Source organism: Brevibacillus sp. FSL K6-6036 (genome assembly GCF_037964015.1).
GTDB lineage: Bacteria > Bacillota > Bacilli > Brevibacillales > Brevibacillaceae > Brevibacillus > Brevibacillus borstelensis.
In genome coordinates this window covers 1,041,095-1,060,000 of sequence record NZ_CP150173.1, presented here as the reverse complement: position 1 = coordinate 1,060,000, position 18,906 = coordinate 1,041,095, and the positions used below count along the sequence as shown (strand labels likewise).

19 protein-coding genes and 1 riboswitch (1 of these 20 running past the window's edge) are annotated in these 18,906 nt (G+C 53.2%); of the genes, 5 read left to right on the top strand and 14 right to left on the bottom strand.

From position 1 onward, the window contains the following. The 3 genes from NST37_RS05480 to nth all read right to left on the bottom strand — a co-directional run. Positions 1–1,427 carry the 5' portion of a glycosyl hydrolase family 18 protein gene (locus tag NST37_RS05480; protein ID WP_003391640.1) on the bottom strand. 313 nt of this gene lie to the left of the window's left edge, so the window shows 1,427 of its 1,740 coding nt (coding positions 1–1,427); its start codon is at positions 1,425–1,427; its stop codon lies beyond the left edge, outside the window. Between the two features lie 275 nt (positions 1,428–1,702). Next, the gene (perR, locus tag NST37_RS05475; RefSeq protein ID WP_003391638.1) at positions 1,703–2,137 is read right to left on the bottom strand and encodes a peroxide-responsive transcriptional repressor PerR; all 435 of its coding nucleotides are present in this window, start codon (positions 2,135–2,137) and stop codon (positions 1,703–1,705) included. Between the two features lie 150 nt (positions 2,138–2,287). Then, a complete protein-coding gene (gene nth, locus NST37_RS05470) occupies positions 2,288–3,076 on the bottom strand; it encodes an endonuclease III (RefSeq protein ID WP_031933175.1) in 789 nt (262 codons plus the stop codon). Between the two features lie 137 nt (positions 3,077–3,213). Between nth and NST37_RS05465 the strand changes: the two genes are divergently transcribed. After that, positions 3,214–4,119 carry a complex I NDUFA9 subunit family protein gene (locus tag NST37_RS05465; RefSeq protein WP_122958750.1) on the top strand — a complete coding sequence of 302 codons (906 nt, stop codon included), beginning with the start codon at positions 3,214–3,216 and terminating at the stop codon, positions 4,117–4,119. 167 nt (positions 4,120–4,286) lie between these two features. Here the strand turns inward: NST37_RS05465 and NST37_RS05460 are convergent, their stop codons facing one another. The 5 genes from NST37_RS05460 to bcp all read right to left on the bottom strand — a co-directional run bounded on the left by NST37_RS05460 (position 4,287) and on the right by bcp (position 8,563). After that, positions 4,287–5,141: a DinB family protein gene (locus NST37_RS05460; protein ID WP_003391631.1), complete on the bottom strand. Its 855-nt coding sequence runs from the start codon at positions 5,139–5,141 to the stop codon at positions 4,287–4,289. A 399-nt stretch (positions 5,142–5,540) separates the two neighbouring features. Next, complete coding sequence (locus tag NST37_RS05455) at positions 5,541–6,089, bottom strand: cob(I)yrinic acid a,c-diamide adenosyltransferase (protein WP_024984685.1); 549 nt, start codon at positions 6,087–6,089, stop codon at positions 5,541–5,543. A gap of 116 nt (positions 6,090–6,205) precedes the next feature. Beyond that, positions 6,206–6,967 carry a class I SAM-dependent methyltransferase gene (locus NST37_RS05450; RefSeq protein WP_339186389.1) on the bottom strand — a complete coding sequence of 254 codons (762 nt, stop codon included), beginning with the start codon at positions 6,965–6,967 and terminating at the stop codon, positions 6,206–6,208. Positions 6,968–6,979: 12 nt separating this feature from the next. Continuing rightward, entirely contained in the window at positions 6,980–8,032 is a 1,053-nt protein-coding gene (locus NST37_RS05445) for a M42 family metallopeptidase (protein WP_003391626.1), read from the bottom strand. A 57-nt stretch (positions 8,033–8,089) separates the two neighbouring features. Beyond that, positions 8,090–8,563, bottom strand: coding sequence for a thioredoxin-dependent thiol peroxidase (gene bcp / locus NST37_RS05440; protein WP_339186387.1), 474 nt, complete (start codon positions 8,561–8,563; stop codon positions 8,090–8,092). Between the two features lie 178 nt (positions 8,564–8,741). On the opposite strand from bcp, the gene NST37_RS05435 reads away from it, so the two are divergent. Both NST37_RS05435 and NST37_RS05430 read left to right on the top strand, forming a co-directional pair. Continuing rightward, positions 8,742–9,362 (top strand): helix-turn-helix domain-containing protein, encoded by a 621-nt coding sequence (locus tag NST37_RS05435; RefSeq protein WP_024984688.1) that lies wholly within the window; start codon positions 8,742–8,744, stop codon positions 9,360–9,362. 137 nt (positions 9,363–9,499) lie between these two features. Then, a complete protein-coding gene (locus tag NST37_RS05430; RefSeq protein ID WP_003391620.1) occupies positions 9,500–10,144 on the top strand; it encodes an HAD-IA family hydrolase in 645 nt (214 codons plus the stop codon). Between the two features lie 89 nt (positions 10,145–10,233). On the opposite strand, the gene proS is transcribed toward NST37_RS05430, so the two are convergent. The 6 genes from proS to NST37_RS05400 form a co-directional block, all read right to left on the bottom strand. Further along, a complete protein-coding gene (gene proS, locus NST37_RS05425) occupies positions 10,234–11,700 on the bottom strand; it encodes a proline--tRNA ligase (RefSeq protein ID WP_003391618.1) in 1,467 nt (488 codons plus the stop codon). Between the two features lie 321 nt (positions 11,701–12,021). Then, positions 12,022–12,627, bottom strand: coding sequence for an ECF transporter S component (locus tag NST37_RS05420; protein ID WP_024984690.1), 606 nt, complete (start codon positions 12,625–12,627; stop codon positions 12,022–12,024). 261 nt (positions 12,628–12,888) lie between these two features. After that, a riboswitch (FMN riboswitch) is annotated at positions 12,889–13,041 on the bottom strand. A 262-nt stretch (positions 13,042–13,303) separates the two neighbouring features. Beyond that, positions 13,304–14,101 carry an ABC-2 family transporter protein gene (locus NST37_RS05415; RefSeq protein ID WP_003391613.1) on the bottom strand — a complete coding sequence of 266 codons (798 nt, stop codon included), beginning with the start codon at positions 14,099–14,101 and terminating at the stop codon, positions 13,304–13,306. Positions 14,102–14,107: 6 nt separating this feature from the next. Then, the gene (locus tag NST37_RS05410) at positions 14,108–14,902 is read right to left on the bottom strand and encodes an ABC-2 family transporter protein (RefSeq protein ID WP_024984691.1); all 795 of its coding nucleotides are present in this window, start codon (positions 14,900–14,902) and stop codon (positions 14,108–14,110) included. Then, positions 14,895–15,905: an ATP-binding cassette domain-containing protein gene (locus NST37_RS05405; RefSeq protein WP_003391607.1), complete on the bottom strand. Its 1,011-nt coding sequence runs from the start codon at positions 15,903–15,905 to the stop codon at positions 14,895–14,897. The genes NST37_RS05410 and NST37_RS05405 overlap by 8 nt, the downstream gene beginning before the upstream one ends. 105 nt (positions 15,906–16,010) lie before the next feature. Then, positions 16,011–16,895 carry a PP2C family serine/threonine-protein phosphatase gene (locus NST37_RS05400; RefSeq protein WP_024984692.1) on the bottom strand — a complete coding sequence of 295 codons (885 nt, stop codon included), beginning with the start codon at positions 16,893–16,895 and terminating at the stop codon, positions 16,011–16,013. Between the two features lie 198 nt (positions 16,896–17,093). Here NST37_RS05400 and NST37_RS05395 point away from each other — a divergent pair, with 198 nt between their 5' ends. Both NST37_RS05395 and NST37_RS05390 read left to right on the top strand, forming a co-directional pair. Further along, positions 17,094–18,380: a glutamate-1-semialdehyde 2,1-aminomutase gene (locus tag NST37_RS05395; RefSeq protein ID WP_339186385.1), complete on the top strand. Its 1,287-nt coding sequence runs from the start codon at positions 17,094–17,096 to the stop codon at positions 18,378–18,380. A 258-nt stretch (positions 18,381–18,638) separates the two neighbouring features. Continuing rightward, positions 18,639–18,779, top strand: a complete 141-nt coding sequence (locus NST37_RS05390) for a hypothetical protein (RefSeq protein WP_170208403.1) — start codon at positions 18,639–18,641, stop codon at positions 18,777–18,779. Positions 18,780–18,906 lie beyond the last annotated feature (127 nt).

Below are 18,906 nucleotides of genomic sequence, written 5' to 3'. Positions count from 1 at the left end.
TTCCACAAGCGCGTATAGAATGGAACGCCCAGCAGCACCTTTTCCGCCGGCACTTCTTCCAAGACTCCCTTCAGTCCGTTTTCGGTCCACGGCAGTGAAGCGACGGAACCGGCCTTCGGACTCGATGCCCAGTGCTCGTCATAGGTCATCACAGCCATGTAGTCTACGACTTCGCCCAAAGCCTTCCGGTCATAAAAGCGAGACCACATGTCACTGGTCGATTTAATCGTGACATCCACAGAGACGACCAGCCCCTGCTGATGAAGGTATGGCGTCAGCTCCCGAACGAATTGGACAAGCTTGTCCTTTTCCTCGATATAGACATTTTCAAAATCGAGATTGATCCCATCCAAATCGTACAGATAAGCGTAGTGAAGGATTTGGGAGATGACCTTGTCACGTTTTTCATAACTGGACAAAACGGACCGCGTCCAATCCGGATTAAATCCGTTGGTTACAAGCCCCCACACCTGATAACCCCGCTTGTGGGCCCACTGGACGTACGCGGGATCAGCCTTGTTAATCAGTGTTCCTTCGGCATCGCTTAGCTCAAACCAGGTCGGGGATACGACATTCACGCCTGGCATGCTGCCGATCTCGGCCGTATTCGGATTTCGCTTGACGACTTGTTCCCAGGTGAGATTGACCTTTTTCCCTTTCGGTGTCCATAAAACAGGCAAGGATTCTGCCGGCTGTTCCAAATTGACCTTTCTTACATCCCCTTGCTCGACGACCTTCTTGGGCAAATAACCGGATATGCCGTCAGCGGACAAGACCTGGTACCACTCCTCTTCTTGTCCCAGCACGTCCACTACGGCTCCTCCCGGCAGTTCTGCCAAATAAGGGGAACGATGCGTCGGCTCTAAACGAAGCCGGACCTTCTCTTCATCCTTTAGTACATGTGCCTGCTGGATTTCGTACTCGTTTTTCTCTACGCGCAGCACCCCGCTTGTCTCATGCCGCGTAAAGGCATACGGATACAGCTTTTCCAGAGGGGCAAGCGGGATGTAGCGGTGGCCGCCAATGATGGAGACTGGCACCTGCAAATCCACCGGCTTCTTGTTCAAATAGGCCACCAATTGGCCGCTCTGCATGCGGAGAACCTTGTCCTTGGTTGTAATGATCAGCATCTTGGTCGGCTCTTCCCAATGAATGTGCGGGTCGAGGCGCTCCTGAATAAATTCAAACGGCAGCAAAATCTGATCGCCTTCCATTGCATACGGCTGCTTAAAAGGCTCGCCCTCGAAGACAATGGGACGTTCGTTTCCTAAATAGGGCAACACCTGTTCATTCGACGGCTTCAGTTCAAAATACCAATACCCAAACCCGGCAGCCAAAACCAGGAGCATCAAAAAAAGGAGCGGAGCCCTGCGCTTTCGTCTCTTGCGTCGTCTCGCTCGTCTATCCAAGGCTACTTCCAGACTCATCGACTACTCCCTCCGCTCAACCGCTTCTTGACTTGACCATATGTATAACATGCATTGACGGCTGTATTCCTCTTATCGTACCTTCTGTTCACTCTATTCACAACCTTCGAGAAACTGGAAATGGCTAAAACCTTCCTTCAAAGATGACGTGGCAATCGCCAAAAGGTTACATGTCTCGCCCTAATTTGCATAAACATCTCAGCGCAACAAAAAAACACCCTCTCTCCAACGAAAGCCTGTTGGAAGCAGAAGGTGTTCTTTGAGCGACACATTCCTCAATGCGTCTTCTTTTGACAATCTTCGCATACCCCGTATACCTCCATCCGGTGTCCGGTTACACGAAATCCAATGGTTTTTGCGGCCGAAGCCTCGGCATCTCGGAGATAAGGGTAGTGGAAATCCCGGATCGAACCGCATTCCGAACAGATCGCGTGGTAGTGATCTTCCTCCACATTGGCGTCAAAGCGGCTGGACGCATCTCCATAGGTAAGCTCGCGCACCAGACCCGCATCCTTAAAGACGCGCAGGTTATTGTAAATAGTCGCCACGCTCATATTGGGGAATTTCCCCTCCAGAGCCTTGTAAATCTCATCAGCTGTCGGATGGGTCATCGTCCCCAACAAATAGGATAGAATGGCATGACGCTGAGGTGTCATCCTTACCCCGGTGTTCTTTAGGATTTCAACAGCTTTTTCTACACGCTGTGACATTGTGCTACACCTCACAGTCTTTCGCACGATGAATGTACATGGTTTGTCAAACCCTTTGATTAGAATTACTTTAAATTAAGTGTACTTCTAATCAAGGAAAACTGTCAATATACATTCACCGGAAATCGGAATCGATGATTCAGACATTCATCAGCCCTGCGATGCTGCCGTTTTTTTCGCCGCCGGCTTCTTTGCCTTTTCCTTCGTGCCTGCTGTTCCCGCCGATTTTGACTTGGACGCCGTTTTTTTGGCGGTGGCAGCTGTTTTCGCCGTCTCTTTTGTCCGCGATGACTTCGCCTTCTTCTCTTCGGCCAGGGCGTACCTGCACATGTCCTTCAAAGGACAGATGCTGCACTGTGGAGTACGAGCGGCACAGATGCGTCGTCCATGCCAGATGAGCCAATGATGGGCATCCGACCACTTTTCCTTGGGGATCCGCTTCATGAGCTGACGCTCCACCTCGTCCACATTGTCGCTTTTGGCCAAGCCGAGGCGATTGGCAACCCGAAACACGTGTGTATCGACTGCGATGGCTGGAACTCCAAAGGCGTTGGACAAAACGACATTGGCGGTCTTTCTGCCTACGCCGGGAAGCGCCTCCAGCTCCGCATGGTTTTGCGGAACCTCCCCGTTGTACTTTTCGTAAAGGATCCGGCAGGTCTCCAGGATGTTTTTACTTTTATTTTTATACAATCCCAGCCCTTTTATATGCTCCTCCATTTCCTCTTGTGTCATGTGGAGAAAATCTTCCGGTTTATTGTGTTTTTGAAACAAGGGCGCAGTAATCTCATTTACCCGTTTATCTGTGCACTGGGCTGACAGGATCGTCGCAATCAACAGCTCAAAAGGCGAGGTATAGTTCAACTCACAGTGAGCATCTGGGTATGTTTGGTAAAGTATTTCCAAAATGTCATCTACGGGTACTTTGCGTTGAGCCAAAGCTTGGACCTCCTCTCTTTCTATTAGTATTATACGCTCTTTTGTCAATCCACCGGGAGAGCGCATCAGCAATGGAGCAAGCTGTCTATCTGGTGTACAATGGAACCTGGGAGTTTTTTACTTTAGGGGGGATATGGATGAAAGTGTTCCTGACGGGCGGTACCGGCTTTGTAGGGAAGGGTATTTTGGCAAAACTGGCAGAAGACGGACATGAGGTCGTTTGCCTGGTTCGTCCCGGTTCGGAGGAAAAATGGCGCAAGCAAAACCAGGCAAGCGAAAATGCTAGAGTCGCCGTCGGTGATCTGTTCGACCCCGACTCACTTTCCCGGGCGATGGCTGGCTGCGACGCCGTTATCCATCTGGTAGGCATTATCCGTGAACAAAAGCAAAAGGGCATTACATTTCCCCGGATTCATGTGGAGGGGACCCGAAATGTTTTGCAAGCCGCCAAGAAAGCAGGCATCCGGCGCTTTGTTCACATGAGTGCGCTTGGAGCGAGAGCCAATGCGACGAGCGGGTACCATCAGAGCAAATACGAAGCAGAACAGCTCGTGAAGGGCAGCGGCATCCCTTACGTCATTTTCCGTCCCTCCGTGATCTTCGGTCCGGGAGATGAATTCGTCAACATGCTGGCCGATCTTGTCCGTATGCCTGTGACCCCCGTGATTGGAGACGGCTCTTATCTCCTGCAGCCCATTGCCAGCCAGACAGTAGCAAATGTATTTGTCCAGGCTCTCTCCCGAGAATCTGCTGTCGGACGAATTTTCGAGACGGGCGGACCGGAACCAGTCTCCTATGGAGCGATTCTCGACGCTATTGGCGAAGCCATCGGCAAGCGCAAAGTACGGAAAGTGCATATTCCGCTGGGATTGATGAAGCCGGTCATTAATCTGATGGAAGGTTTCTCCTTCTTCCCGATCACCAATACCCAACTGACGATGCTGCTGGAAGGAAACGCATGCTCGGATACGGAATCGCTGTACGACATGTTTGACACAGAGAAAATTCCTTTTTTGCAAGGAATCAAAGCGTACTTGCGCTAAAATGTTAGCGGAAAAACAACAGAGATGTTCTAACCCCTTTCCCGCCCGAGAAGACATAAAATACGGCCGGCCACCCCGAACTAAACCGAGGGCAGGCTGGCCATCGTGCTCCTCTCCCCTTTTCAAGATCTCTAACCGCCTTTTGGTTCCTTTCATTACCTGGCCTTTTATACTCCATGAACCTTCCGGGTTTCAAGAATTTGCCCGATATGATGCAAAGCATGTCCCATGAGCGGCTCGATCCGCTGGCGAACGGATACGATGTGTCCCGATGACAGAGAGACCGTTCTGTCCATCGCGTCGGGCAGGTGCTTCAACAGGCCGCCGATATGAGAGCGGATCGCGCAAAACAGCTCGACCTCCGCTTGTATGCTGCGATGGGCATAATCCAATCCGGCCGCCCATACGTCAGGGTCGTAAGCATTCCCGTGAAATACCCTCCCTGGCTCCGCCAGAGCGAACTTCACCATCGCCAGCGAGGTTGCGTCCGAGTCTACCATATGTAAAACGATTTGGCGAATCGACCATTTTCCGGGAGCACGGGACAAGTCAAGCTGCTGATCGTTCAGTCCCTCCAGCGCTTTCTTCAGACGAGTCGGGGCTTCGTCGTAAAAGGCTATGATCTGCCCGTCACTCAGATTCCGCCCGCCCCAGAATGTGATCACATAGCCTTCCGGATCAGTCACACTGAGACGTTCCCAGCCCCATTCCGTTTCTACCCATTCCGCATTGTGCTGCTTTTGAGCCAGTACCCGATCGCGATATTCATAAAATGACGAAGGTGCGGAAAGATAGAAGCTCTGTCCAAGGATTGGCTGGTCAAACACTTCCGTCAAATACAAAGAAAGGTCTTTTTGCTCTGTTCCCGCCAGTAAAATCCGCTCACCGCCAGGGGCAATCAAAAATGTCAGCTGCTGCTCTCCCTCCACCTGCTCAACGTCAAATCCCATCAATCTGCGGTAAAATTCCAACTGTTCAGTAAATTTATTCGTCCGCAAGCACTTGTCCGCTTTCTGAAACATACGAATCCCTCCTTTTCAAAAATGGATTGCCTCGGGAAATGTCTGGTTCCCTTTCATGGCTTTAGAAAAGGGATGCAAGCTGCTCTGGATTAGAGAGCAGCCTCATCGGAATTTGCATCGGAATATACGTTACAAGCATGCTGCGACGTCCATCATTTTTGTATCGGACTAGAGCAGAACGCTGCCCGAAAAGCAAGCCGGAATCGGAACCCCGGCGCAAAAGCTTGGTTCAGAAGTCTGGATCGGGAACCTGGTTCAAAAGCTTCGGTCGAAGCCTACTTCGGAAACCCGGTCGAAAGTATAGTTGAAGTATGGTCAAAAGCATGGTTCGAAAACTGGTTCAGAAGCCCAGACTGGAAGCCCGCATTGAAAGCCTGGACAGGTACACGCCGCCCTTCTCTATTCGTGCAATTGAAGCTCTTCATGCCCTGTCTCGCGATTGACATACCTCGCCACGACAAATAAATAATCGGACAAGCGATTCAAATATTTCACGACAGCGGCGTTTACCTCTTCCTGGTTTGCGACCATTACTGCCTTGCGCTCAGCCCTGCGGACTACGGTGCGGGCTATGTGAAACGCGGCGGCAGCCGGATGCCCGCCCGGCAAAATAAAGTTGGTCAGTTGAGGCAAAGCAGCGTCAAGCTTGTCGATTTCCCCTTCCAAAAAGAGTACATCCTCTTCCTGGATCGGCCATCCCACCTGTTTTCCCACAGGGGTGGCAAGCTCCGCTCCAATGTGAAACAGCTTGGTTTGAATGACGTGAAAAACTTGACGAAGTTCCTTCCATTCGTCCCCGGCAGGCAGGAGAGAAAGTGCAAGGCCAATGCTTGAATTGGCTTCGTCACATGTTCCGTACGCTTCTACGCGATCCGCAAACTTCGGGACGCGAACGCCAAACACCAGTGACGTTTCGCCCTTGTCCCCTGACTTTGTATAAATTTTCACCGTCAGTCCCCCATTCTTCTTATTTCCCCGGAAATCGACACGGGGACATCCCGCTTGCGCTTTATCCATTCGCTCCCTTGAAAGCAGTTCCGTCGCTTGAAAGAAGTTCGCTCGCTTTAAAGCAGTTCGGCGACTACTATCAATTCGCTGCTGGAAGAATCGAACGGCTTTTTGTCAAAGGAGCCGTAACGCTGCGTCACCTTGAACCCATTGAGCCGAAGCAAATGGTGCAGCTCGGCGGGGAAGATGTAGCGCAGCGTAAATCGCCCGACAACTCTTTCGGTCACGACACCGTCCGGTGATGTCCTTTCATAAGTCCGAGTCACCTCGGATAGCTGCTGGAAATGGTCGTAGCGTGTGTAGTCCCACATTGCAACCTCTTCTCCCGTTTCCAATCGGAAAGTGCCGCGGAGCGACATCTTTTCTCTCTCCTCATACAAATGGCTGATTTTGGGCACAAACACATTAAAAACCAGCTTTCCTCCAGGTGCCATGTGCTTTCGGATGCAAGCCAGCGCCTTCATCTGTTCCTGGATATACAGCAGATGCAAAAAGGAGCGAAACGGGATCATAATCAGTGAAAACGTCTTTTGCAGATCAAAGGAGCGCATGTCTCCCTGGATCAGCCGAAGGCGATCCGCTACACCGTGTTTTTCCGCCTTTTCCTGCGCTCGCTTCAGCATCTCGGACGACAAATCCAGCCCGGTGACGGACAAACCCGCTTCTGCCATCGGTATGCTGGTACGGCCAGTCCCGCATGCCAGATCCAGCACCTCGCCACCTGCATGACGAGCCATATCGAGGTAAAACTCCACGTCACCTGCCATGCCGCGCTGTGTCAAGTCGTAGTAGTCGGCCCAGCGGTACATATCACTCATAGCAAAGTCCTCCTACGCTTGCAGCTCTTCGGACTGGATGTAGGCCAGGACCAGTTTTCCGGTATTCTCCAGCGCCTCTTTGTGTGTTCTTTCATGGGAGTGAGAAGCGTCCACGCCCGGACCGATCAGGCCGTGAACGATGTCGTATCCGGCTCTCAGCGCCGCGCTGGCGTCCGAGCCGTAATACGGATAAATATCGACCTGGTAGTTGAGACCCTGCTCCTCGGCCAGGCGCACCAAATGCTTGCGCAAGCCGTAATGGTAAGGGCCGGAGGAATCCTTGGCACAGATGGACACGCAGTATTCATCTGTCGTCTGTCCGTCTCCGATCGCCCCCATGTCGACAGCCAGATATTCGACCACTTGTGCCGGAACGCTGGAATTGCCGCCATAACCGATTTCCTCGTTGTTGCTGATCAGGAAATGCGTCGTATACGGAAGCTCGATGCCGCTTTCTCCGATATGCTTGAGCACCCCGAACAAAATCGCTACGCTCGCCTTGTCGTCGATATGGCGCGATTTGATAAAGCCGCTCTCGGTAACTGTTACACGCGGGTCAAAGGAGACAAAATTGCCTACGCTGATGCCAAGCGCAGCCACGTCTTCCTTTGTTTTTACTTTCTCGTCCAGCCTGACTTCCATGTTGCTTTCGTTGCGCTCCATTTTGCCAGCTTCCCGGCCATACACATGTACAGATGCCTTGGTCGACAAAATGGTGCCGGTAACAAGTCGGCCGCTGTCTGTCTCAATCGTGCAGTGCTCCCCCTCAATGGCATTGAATTCAAAGCCGCCGATCAAAGCGAGCTTCAGCCGGCCATTGCTCTTGATTTCCTTTACCATCGCGCCCAAGGTATCGACGTGAGCCGTCAGCAGACGATGCTTTTCCTTGTTTTTGCCCGGCAGCGTCGCCAGTACCGCTCCTTTGTTGGTTTTTACATAGTTGACGCCCAGTCGATCGAGCTCGTCTGCCACCCAGGACATCACCTTGCCCGTATTTCCCGATGGGCTTGGCGTGTTGGCCAGCTGGCAAAACGTTTCTACCATATATGCAGTGGACAAAGTCATTATTTGTTCCCCCATTGATTTATTGGTTGTCCCCCGTTCTCTCCATTGAGGAACGGATTACGGCCTGTGCAGCTCTTCCCGGATAAACGCGAGCACCTCCTGGACGTGCCCTTTTACCTTAACCTTGGGCCAGACCTTGGCGATGTTTCCTTCCGCATCGATGACAAAGGTCGTCCGCTCGATGCCCATGTACTCGCGCCCGTACATCTTTTTCAAGACCCATACGCCATATGCTTCCGCGATCTGATGGTCAGTGTCGGCAAGCAGCGGAAAAGGAAGTTCGTGCTTGGCGACGAACTTGTCATGGGATTTCACATCGTCGGGGCTAATGCCCAGTACGACCGTATTCAGCTTGGCAAAATCGGGATGATAATCCCGGAAATCGCATGCTTCTGTCGTACATCCCGGCGTCATGTCCTTTGGATAAAAATAGAGCACCACATTTTTTCCGCGAAAATCAGCCAGATAAAGCTCCTGACCGTTGCTCGCCTTGAGGGTAAAATCTGGTGCAGCTTGTCCTGCAGCGACCATTTTTGATCCCGTCCTTCCACTAAAAACTGCTTTTCATTTGGTCTCATTTTACCACAAGCTTACAGCTACTTCATCCGCTTGCACGTTGCGCTTTTGCACAGAAAACGATAATATGGATGGATAGTAATGATAAAGAAATATAAAATTTGCGTAGGTAGCTGGATGGTGAAGAATGGCGATGAAAGAATTTTTTAACGTAACAGACCCGGAAGCCCTCAAATCCCTTGCTATACCAGAACGTGTAAAGATTTTGGAATTGTTTGAGGATCTTGAGCCCCGTACAGCCAAGCAGATTGCAACCGAGCTCGGGGAAAACGCCGCCCGTCTTCACTATCATGTGAAAGAACTTGTGCGCGTAGGCTTGTTGCAGCAGGTAGACACGAGAGTAAAAGGCTCGATCGTGGAAAAGTACTACGAGCCTGTAGCCAAAGTCATTCAGGTGAAGCTGCGGCTGATGATCGAGGAAAACGCACAGCAGCTGAGCGATATCATGTTTACCCCTTTCCGCACGACGGAAAAGGATCTGGTGCGTACGCTCAACCGGTTTGTAGCCAGCGACGTGGATGTGCGCAAGGAGTACAAGGATACGTTCGCTTACAACCTGACTGAATTTTATTTAAGCCAAGAAGAAAGAAATGAATTGGTTGCCGAGATTAGCGACCTTCTCCAAAAGTACAAAGGACTGAAAAATGAAAACGGACGACGGAAGTTTAAGTTCTTTGATGTCTTGTTTCCCGTTACTCCTCCTGACCCGAGTGAAGACGACGAGGACGACGACTTTGAAGACAACGAGGCATGAAAGAACTCATCTTCGCATAAGACTGAACGAACAATCAGAAAACGCAGCAGTATGCTGAAGCTGACCAGTATGCAAAAACAACCATGAAAACCATCCGCTGTGATGGTTTTCTCCATTTTTGACCAAGGAGGCTTACGATGCGCACCATTCTATTCGATTTCGACGGGACCGTAGCCGATACGCTGCCGATGATCTTCAATTCCTTCCGTTCTACCTTTCAGCACTTTCTTCAGCGCCACTACACGGATCAGGAGATCGTCGCGATGTTTGGCCCGCCTGAGATGGGGATTCTGGAAAACATGATTGCCAGCGAGCAATTGGCGGATGCCGTGACCCATTTTTACGACTTCTACGCAGCCGAGCATCAGCGCGTGTCCAATCCGCCGGAAATGATCCGGCTGCTCGACCGCTTGCAGCAAGCCGGCATTTCGATGGGGATTGTCACAGGAAAGGGCAGACGAAGCGCAGATATCTCTCTGAAAGAGTGGGGGCTTGCCCCTTATTTTGATGTGGTGATCGCCGGGGATGAGGTGACAAATCCGAAGCCCGATCCGGAGGGGATTTTGCTTGCGATGGAGCAGCTTGGTGCAACGCCCGAACAGACCATCTACGTCGGCGACAGCAACGCGGATATTATAGCCGGGAAGGCTGCCGGACTGGTGACAGTAGGAGTCACCTGGCTTCCGGTCACGCAAAAAACGGGAGGCTTTCAGCCGGAACCGGATTACGAGTTTACGGATACGGATGCGTTTGCGGAATGGGTATTGGGGCGTCAAAAATAAGACGCCCCCTTTTTCATTTCGTATTTGTTGGTCTAGCTTGGCCGTAAGCGTTCTTTCGTCGGGTTTGATTTTGGCCTGATGGCCTTGCCTTAGTAAGCCCGGGCAAACCAGACCGTGTGCATCGCCTCTTTGCCGCAGCAGATGCATGCGGATTTTTGTGCAGGCGGCTCGAACGGGATGTTGCGGGAGGTGAACTTGGTCTCTTCCTTTACCTTTGCTTCGCAGCCATTGTCGCCGCACCAGCCCGCAAGCACCCAACCCGCGATGCCGTTTTCTTTCTCGGCGGTCTCCGCGTGCTGCTTCAATTCTTCGAGCGTGTTGATCTCCAGATGCGAATGGGCATTGCGGAATTCGACTGCCCGCTGGTACATGTTTTGCTGGATTTCCTCAAGCAGGTTTACGACCGCCTCTACTGCATCCGCAAGCGGAGCCGTGATCTTCTCCCCGGTATCGCGGCGGGCCAGAATGACCTGACCGTTCTCGACATCGCGCGGACCGATTTCCAGACGGATCGGAACGCCGCGCATCTCCCATTCGTTGAATTTCCAGCCGGGAGTCTCCTCGCGCAGGTCAGCCCGGACCCGTACGCCTGCCGCTTTCAACTGATCAAAGAGCGGATCGAATGCTGCCATCACCCTTTCACGCAGCTTTGGCGGTCCAACCGGAATCATCACGACCTGCGTAGGCGCTACACGAGGCGGCAGCGACAGCCCCCGGTCGTCCCCGTGCACCATGATCATCGAGCCGATCAGGCGGGTAGAGGTCCCCCAGGATGTCGTATGCACGTATTTGAATTGATTGTCGCGGTCCAAGTACTTGATCTCGAAGCCCCGCGCAAATTTTTCTCCCAAATAGTGCGAGGTGCCGGCCTGTACGGCCTTGCCGTCCTTCATCATCGCTTCGATGGAGTAGGTGTCGACAGCTCCAGCAAACCTCTCGCTCGGCGTCTTTTGCCCCTTCCAGACCGGGATCGCGAGCAGTTCCTCCACGACCTCGGCGTAAATGTCCAGCATCTGCATCGTTTCCTGACGGGCTTCCTCCTCTGTGGCATGGGCGGTGTGTCCCTCCTGCCACAAAAATTCGGAGGTCCGCAGGAACGGCATCGTCCGCTTTTCCCAGCGGAATACATTTGCCCACTGATTGATGAGTACCGGCAAATCTCTGTAGCTTTGAATCCATTGACTGTACATATGGCCGATCATCGTCTCCGAGGTCGGCCGCAGCGCAAGGCGCTCCTCCAACTGTTCCCCCGCAGCTTCCGTAACCCATGGCAGTTCCGGGTTGAAGCCTTCTACGTGCTCTTTTTCCTTCTGAAAAAAGGATTCGGGAATCAGCATCGGAAAATAGGCATTGCGGTGGCCGGTTTCCTTGAACCGCTTGTCCATCGCCTCCTGGATCCGCTCCCACAGCTCAAATCCGTCCGGCTTGAAAACGATACAGCCGCGCACAGGCGTATAATCCATCAGATCCGCTTTTTTGATCGTGTCGATGTACCAGCGCGAAAAGTCTTCAGACTGCGGCGTGATTTCTTTGACAAATGCTTTTCCTTCTTTCAATGCCCTTCACTCCTTCATGAGCTTCTTTTCAAAAACGCAAAAAACCCCCATCCCAAAAAGGGACGGGGGAAACTCTCCCGCGGTACCACCCTGATTGACCGCTGCTGCCACAAAAGCAACTGCGATCCGCTCTGACCCGTTAACGGAGGGAATCCGGCATGGCTCGTCGCCAGCAGCTCCAGGATGGGGAGCAGGTGCATTCGTGCATCGACCTTTCAGCCAAGGGTCGACTCTCTGTGCCACATTCGCTACCTGCGGGTCCTTTCACAGCCATTTTCGCCTGTTTCTTGGGCAATATGGTAGCAGACCCGCCGGGCAATGTCAATTTCTTGCATAAAGGCTGAGTCTCGGTGCCAGCTTCACGTAGAGCGGATAAGCGACTACGGAGACCATGATTCCTTTTATCAGGTTAAACGGCACGATGCCGTACAGGATCAAAGACCATACGCTCTCAGCCTGGAATTGCGCGACCAGCTGCTCCAGCGACACCTGATACAAAGCCGCATAGGCGGGCAGCAGGAAGTAGGCGTTGGCTACCGCCATGACAGCCGTCATCAGTACAGTACCGATAGCAAGACCGGCCATGAAGCTCATTTTCCCCTGTTTCATCCGCTGCAGCCAAACCGCTGCGACGATGAAGCTCGCACCCGCCACTACGTTGGCCAGCTCGCCGATCAAAAGGCCGTCCGTATTTTTAAACAGCATGTGCAGCGCATTCTTCATCACTTCGACGATAACGCCTGCCATTGGGCCGTAGAGCAAGGCGCCGATCAATCCGGGCAGCGTACTGAAATCGAGCTTCAAAAACGTAGGCATGAGCGGCACCTGAAATTCCAGGTACTGCAAGACAAATGCGACCGCCGCCAGCATGGGAATCGTCACCAGCCGCTGCGTCGCTTGCGATGTGGGAATCGCGGTTCCTTTCATCTGTACCATCTCCTCATTGGTTTCTTCCTTCTTGAGGAATGGCAACAGCATACACCCGGACGTGCCCGCGTTCGGTCCTTGCACAGCAAAAAGCCCTGAGAAACAACATCTCCTCAGGGCTTTGGCACACATGCAAAGACAACGAAACAGACCTGTGCTCTTAAAAAAGGGTACGTAAACAGAAGGGCCGAAAAGCGGCACCCAGCCCGTCGTGCAATACCCATGCACAAGCAAACAAGCACGCACAGCGTACGTACTGTCGTCATCCTTCTCCCATCCAGACTGTACTGTCGGCTCTGGATTTGCACCAGATCCTGCACTCCGGAAGCTTTCGCATCGCGGAGGCTCGCGGGCTTACGCGCTTTTGGCGCGATCACCGCCGGTCGGGAATTTCACCCTGCCCCGAAGGAATGTATGTGATTTTACATGGATATTATACAGTGCCGCACTCGGATTTGACAATGCTGGAAGTGTTCCCTGCTATGGTCGTTGCGAATCTCCTGCGTAGCTCCCATCGCTTTTGGGAAACCTGCCGCAAATTTCGGCTATCATTTGCGGAGCAAACATGAGCAGCCAGGGGAACATAGCGAGGTAGAAAGAAAGCAATTTTTCCCAATACGACAAAAGCATGCAAAAACCCTCCCCCAAGACGGCGGAGGGTCAGGCAGCAAGCCGATTACGACCCTGCTCCGCTGTATTTGCGCACACCCCAGTTCCAGACGACCAGTCCGATGCTGAAAAAGACGATTCCCACGACGGGAGTAAACGCCGCATACGCGTACCACGTTTCCTTGCGGAGAAAATACGCCGCCGGATACACGCCGACAAAGGCAAAGGGCAGCACGTACGTGAGCACAAACCGGATTACCTTGTTGTACACGTCGACCGGGTAACGCCCATACTGCTGAATATTCCAGATCATCGGCGAAATCCCTGTCCGGGAATCGGAGAAAAAGCTGATGGCCGCAATGGCCGTGTAGACCCCGCCATAGATCAGCATGCCGCTGACGACGAGACCGACAAACAGGAACGGGTCGTACCACGTAAAGGACAAATCCAACTGAATGGCCGCATAGCCCATAATGATCAAACCGGTGATGACGCCAAAAATCCGGTCCGGTGCGATCGACTCAAGACAGACCTGTGCGAGATTGTGCAGCGGCCTGGTCAGGACGCGGTCCATCTCTCCGCGAATAATGTACCGCTCGTTGAAATCCCAGAAGCCGAAAAACATCGAGAACAGCGCGTACGGGATGAGGAAAAAGCCGTAAATGAAAATAATCTCGTCGCGCGTCCAGTCATTGAGCAGCGGCACGTGCTGAAAGACGACGACGATAAACACGAGGTTGATCAGCTCATTGATCAGATTGGACACGAGCTCCCCGAAAAAATCAGTCCGGTACGCGAGACGCGTTTTGAAATACTGTCCCAAATAAGTGGCAAAAATGCCCAAGACATGCTTGATTTCACCCATTGCTTCCTATCCTCCCTGCACGACCAGCTTGGTCTGGGCTCTGCGCCACAAGACGAAGATCGGGATGAGAATGACCGCGACCCAAATCGCCTGGAATCCGATCATTTGCCACGCGCGGGACGCCGGTATAGCCCCGGTGAAGATGACGCTGGGATAATAGTTGATCGCCTGAAACGGCAGATATCCCATCAGCGTCTGGGCCCAGCCGGGGAAAAAGCTGATCGGCAGCACCAGGCCGGAAAGAAGGTCGACGACTACCCGCTTGGCCCGCATCATCCCGTCATTGCGGAAGAGGAAAAAGGTAACGAGACCGGTCAACAGATTCAACTGCGTGTTGATGACAAACGCGAACATCAGGCTGAGCAGATACATGCCCCACGCTTCGGGCGTGCTCGGGAATTGAAACGGAATGAACAGGCTGATCAGGAAAATGCCCGGCGCGGCGAAAAACAGCATGCGGAAAATCCCTTCGCCGAATGCCTGCGCCGTCTTGACCGAGAGATAGTTGTAGGGGCGGATCATCTCGATCGCCACTTTTCCCTCCCGGACCTCCTGCGCCATCTCCATGTCGATGTTATTGAAATAAAACGCCCGCGACATCCAGGCGATGGCGACATACGCCGTCATCTGCTCTACCGAAAGACCGCCGAGCTGCTGCTGTCCGCCGTAAATCGCCCCCCAGAGGAAGTAGTACGCCCCGATGTTGATCGCGTAGATGATGATGCCGCTGTAGTAGTTGACGCGATACGCCAGCAAGGTCAGAAAGCGGATGCGGATCAGTTCCAGGTAAAGCTTACCCATGGCTGACTACCTCGCTGTCTGTAGAGTAGATATTGCGGACGATGTCCTCCGTGCTCGCTTCCATAATTTTGACGTCGCTGATGTCAAACGAGGCCATCACGGTGGACAGGACGAACGGCAGCATTTCCTGGCTGCGCGACACTTTTACGCGCAAAGCAAAGTCGTTTTCCCGAATGATCTCACAGGGCAGCTCGCCGAGGACAGTCCGCAGCTCTTCGGCTGACGTCCGCTTTTTGAACTGAAAGGCCACTTCCGTCCCATTTCCCCATTTTTCCTTCAGGTTTTCGAGCAGCCCGTCAAAAATAAGCTTGCCTTTGTCCATGACCAGCACTCTTTTGCACAGCGCTTCGATGTCGGTCACATCATGTGTGGTCAACAGAATCGTCATATGCTCGGTATCGTTTAAATTTCGCAAAAACTCGCGAATCTTTTGCTTTACGAGTACGTCCAGACCGACCGTAGGTTCATCCAGAAACAGCAGGCGAGGCTTGTGGATCAGCGCCGCCGCCACCTCACAGCGCATCCGCTGGCCGAGGCTCAGCTTGCGTACAGGCTGGCTGACGAACGAACCGATGTCGAGCTCCTCGATCAAACGGTCGAGCCAGCGCTGTCCTTCATGCTCTTCGACCTTGTAGACGCTTTTCAGCAGACGGAAGGACTCCAGCGGGGACAGGTCCCACCAAAGCTGCGAGCGCTGGCCAAACACGACGCCGATGGAGCGCACGTAGTCCTCCCGCTGTTTTTGCGGGACAAAGCCGTTGATGACGATCTCCCCGCCGCTCGGGTTCAGGATGCCCGTCAGCATTTTGATCGTGGTCGACTTCCCTGCCCCATTTTCTCCGATCAGGGCGAACATTTCCCCTTCTTCTACGGAAAAGGACAGGTCGTCGACCGCTTTGACCGTCTTGTATTCCCTGCTGAACAGGTCGCGAAACGCGCCTCCCAGACCGGCGCGGGCTTGATGAATGCGAAACTCCTTTTGCAAATGGTTGACTTGAATCATGATTAACCGCCCTTTTGTCGCTTTTGAGTAGGATTCCACTGCTTAGTGTATATGAGCAGGCTGATTTCTGCAAAAATCAATGTGCTGCCAACTGCAACCTTCAATCTAAAGCCTTGGAAGACCATACGGCTCAGTCGCAGGCTCGTTCTCGGGAAGGCAAATGACGACACCGGTTTTGTCATCGGCAGGCTTGAACCGCGGGTAGGCGATGCACTCCGGATCGCTTTTCTCCAACTGGACCAGTTCATCTGTATACGCCTGCAGCCCTTTTTCCAGGATGGGACAGACCGTTTTCTCCCAACCGATGCTCCCTTCTCCGCGCGCGGCCGGCCAGAACAGTCCATCTGTCAGCAGGAGCACTGCCTTCAGGCCGATCCGGTTGATCCTCCCGTACTCCAGAAAGTCTCCGCTGAGCGGCTCGCCGTTCAGCACGCCGTATCCTCCCGGCGTATTTGCCTGATAGCGGTTGTGAACGAGGATGTCGCGAACGCTTTCAATCAGTTCAGCCCTTGTGCTTAAGCCTTGGCGAATGCCTTCTTCCCACTTTTCCATCGCGGCTGCTTCCAGGTGATTTACCTGCAGATGAGTCAGGACGCGGATCGAATCGTCGGCATACACGGCAAAGATCATGCAGTCTCCCGTCTGGGCATAGTGAAGGTGTGTCCCATCGAGCTTCACTACGGCGGCGGCTGCACCCCACAAAGCTTCCTTTTGGCTCAAATCGATTTCTTCGGAGATCATATAATCCCGAAGGCGCTCGTTGGCTGCGAGCAGTACAGACGGCAAGTCGGCGTCTTTTCCGACAGCCGCCAGATGATCGTGAACGATCCGGGCCGCCATTGCCCCTCCACTCTGCCCGGTCCTGGTGACAAACGGCACCAAAGACGAAACACCGTCAATCACGGCAAATATCTGCTGAGCCGTGTTTATCAAAAAACGATCCTCATTATTGCCGCTGTAACCGGGTATGGACAACGCTTCGACGTTCATTCGCCCTCTTCCCTTCCGCTCTTGTTTTTACAATCCGTCCAAGCCGGAACAAGTCGTTATCAAAGGCTGGCTTGGAAGCTGACAGGCTGAATTGTATCACTTTTCCAAATACGGTTCCAGCTGCAGCTCTGCCGATTACGCCAACCTTCAAGTGTGATAAGATGAGGATGGACTTATGGACGAAAAGAGGGAATGAACATGAACCGCGAAAAATCTGCCCGCCTGCATGAACAGGCGATGGACGTCATCCTCGGCGGGGTAAACAGCCCCTCCCGCTCTTTCAAAGCTGTCGGCGGCGGCGCTCCTGTCACGATGGAACGCGCGCAGGGAGCCTATTTTTGGGATGTCGACGGAAACCGCTACATAGATTACCTGGCTGCATACGGTCCGATCATCACGGGCCACGCCCACCCGCATATCACAAAAGCCATCTCGGAAGCGGCTGCAAACGGGACTCTGTACGGGACCCCTACTCCTTGGGAAATCAAATTTGCGACGATGATTCGCGAAGCCATCCCGTCGATGGAACGGATTCGCTTCAACAACTCCGGGACGGAAGCGGTGATGACCTGCATCCGCGTGGCTCGTGCCTATACAGGCAGAGTCAAGGTAATCAAGTTTGCCGGCTGCTATCACGGCCACTCCGATCTCGTGCTGGTCGCTGCGGGTTCCGGTCCATCCACACTGGGCATTCCCGACAGTGCGGGCATCCCGCAAAGCATCGCGAGCGAAGTGATTACCGTACCGTTCAACGACACGGAGGCGTTCAGAGAGGCGATCCGCGTCTGGGGAGCGGAGACGGCATGCGTGCTCGTCGAACCGATCGTCGGCAATTTCGGGATCGTCCCGCCGAAACCGGGCTTTTTGGAAAGCGTAAACGAGATCGCCCACGAGGCAGGTGCGCTCGTGGTTTACGATGAAGTGATCACGGCCTTCCGCTTCTGCTACGGCGGCGCGCAAAACCTGCTCGGCGTTGAGCCGGACTTGACGGCTCTGGGAAAAATCATCGGCGGCGGACTGCCTATCGGCGCTTACGGCGGGCGACGCGAGATCATGGAGCAGGTGGCACCGCTCGGCCCTGCTTACCAGGCCGGGACGATGGCCGGTAATCCTGCCTCGATACGCGCCGGCATCGCCTGCCTGGAGGTACTTAAGCAGCCAGGCGTATACGAGGAATTCGAACGCCTCGGAGCCTTGCTTGAGGCAGGAATTCGGAAATCGGCAGACGCCCACGGCATCAAGGTGCAGGTCAACCGCGTAAAAGGAGCGCTCGCCGTATACTTTACGAACCATCCGGTATATGACTACGATACGGCCCAGGCGGCAGATGGCGAACTGTTTGCCCGCTTCTTCCGGCTCATGCTGGATGAAGGCATCTGCCTGGCACCATCCAAGTACGAAGCGTGGTTTGTCACGACCGCCCATACAGAAGCGGATATTCGGGACACGATCGCGGCTGTGGATCGCTCGTTTGCCAAGCTCTAAGATCGTAGATGTTGCTGTCGCAGCATGCGGTTCAACCCCGTATCATACAACGCAGCGGTGCCAGCGGGAATAGGCTGGTGCCGGAGAGAATAGCCCGATGCTTGCGGGAATAGCCCGGTACTTGCGAAATAGCCCGATCTTGGTTGTATAGCCCGGCACATGATCCGGTCTCCTGCCGGGGAAGATTTTCCTGAACGAAAACCGCAGCTTCCTCCACATACTAAGCGGGACAGCATACCACCGCAGGAGGGATTTTACGTGTCCAAAGGGGAAAAAACCTACCCGCAAGCGCCGGAAAAAACGTTGGACCCCAAAATGAGCTCCAAGATGATGGAAGTCGTCGGCTTTCAAAATCCGCGAAAGACGGAGCACCACAAAACGCAAGACCACGACCGCTAGCATTTCATACCGCAACGCAAAAAGCATGCTCTGCCGCGGAGCATGCTTTTTTCCTTTTGAAAACGCTATATTCCATGAATAAAAATACATTTTTTATCGAGAAAAAACATTTTATTCTAATTAAAAC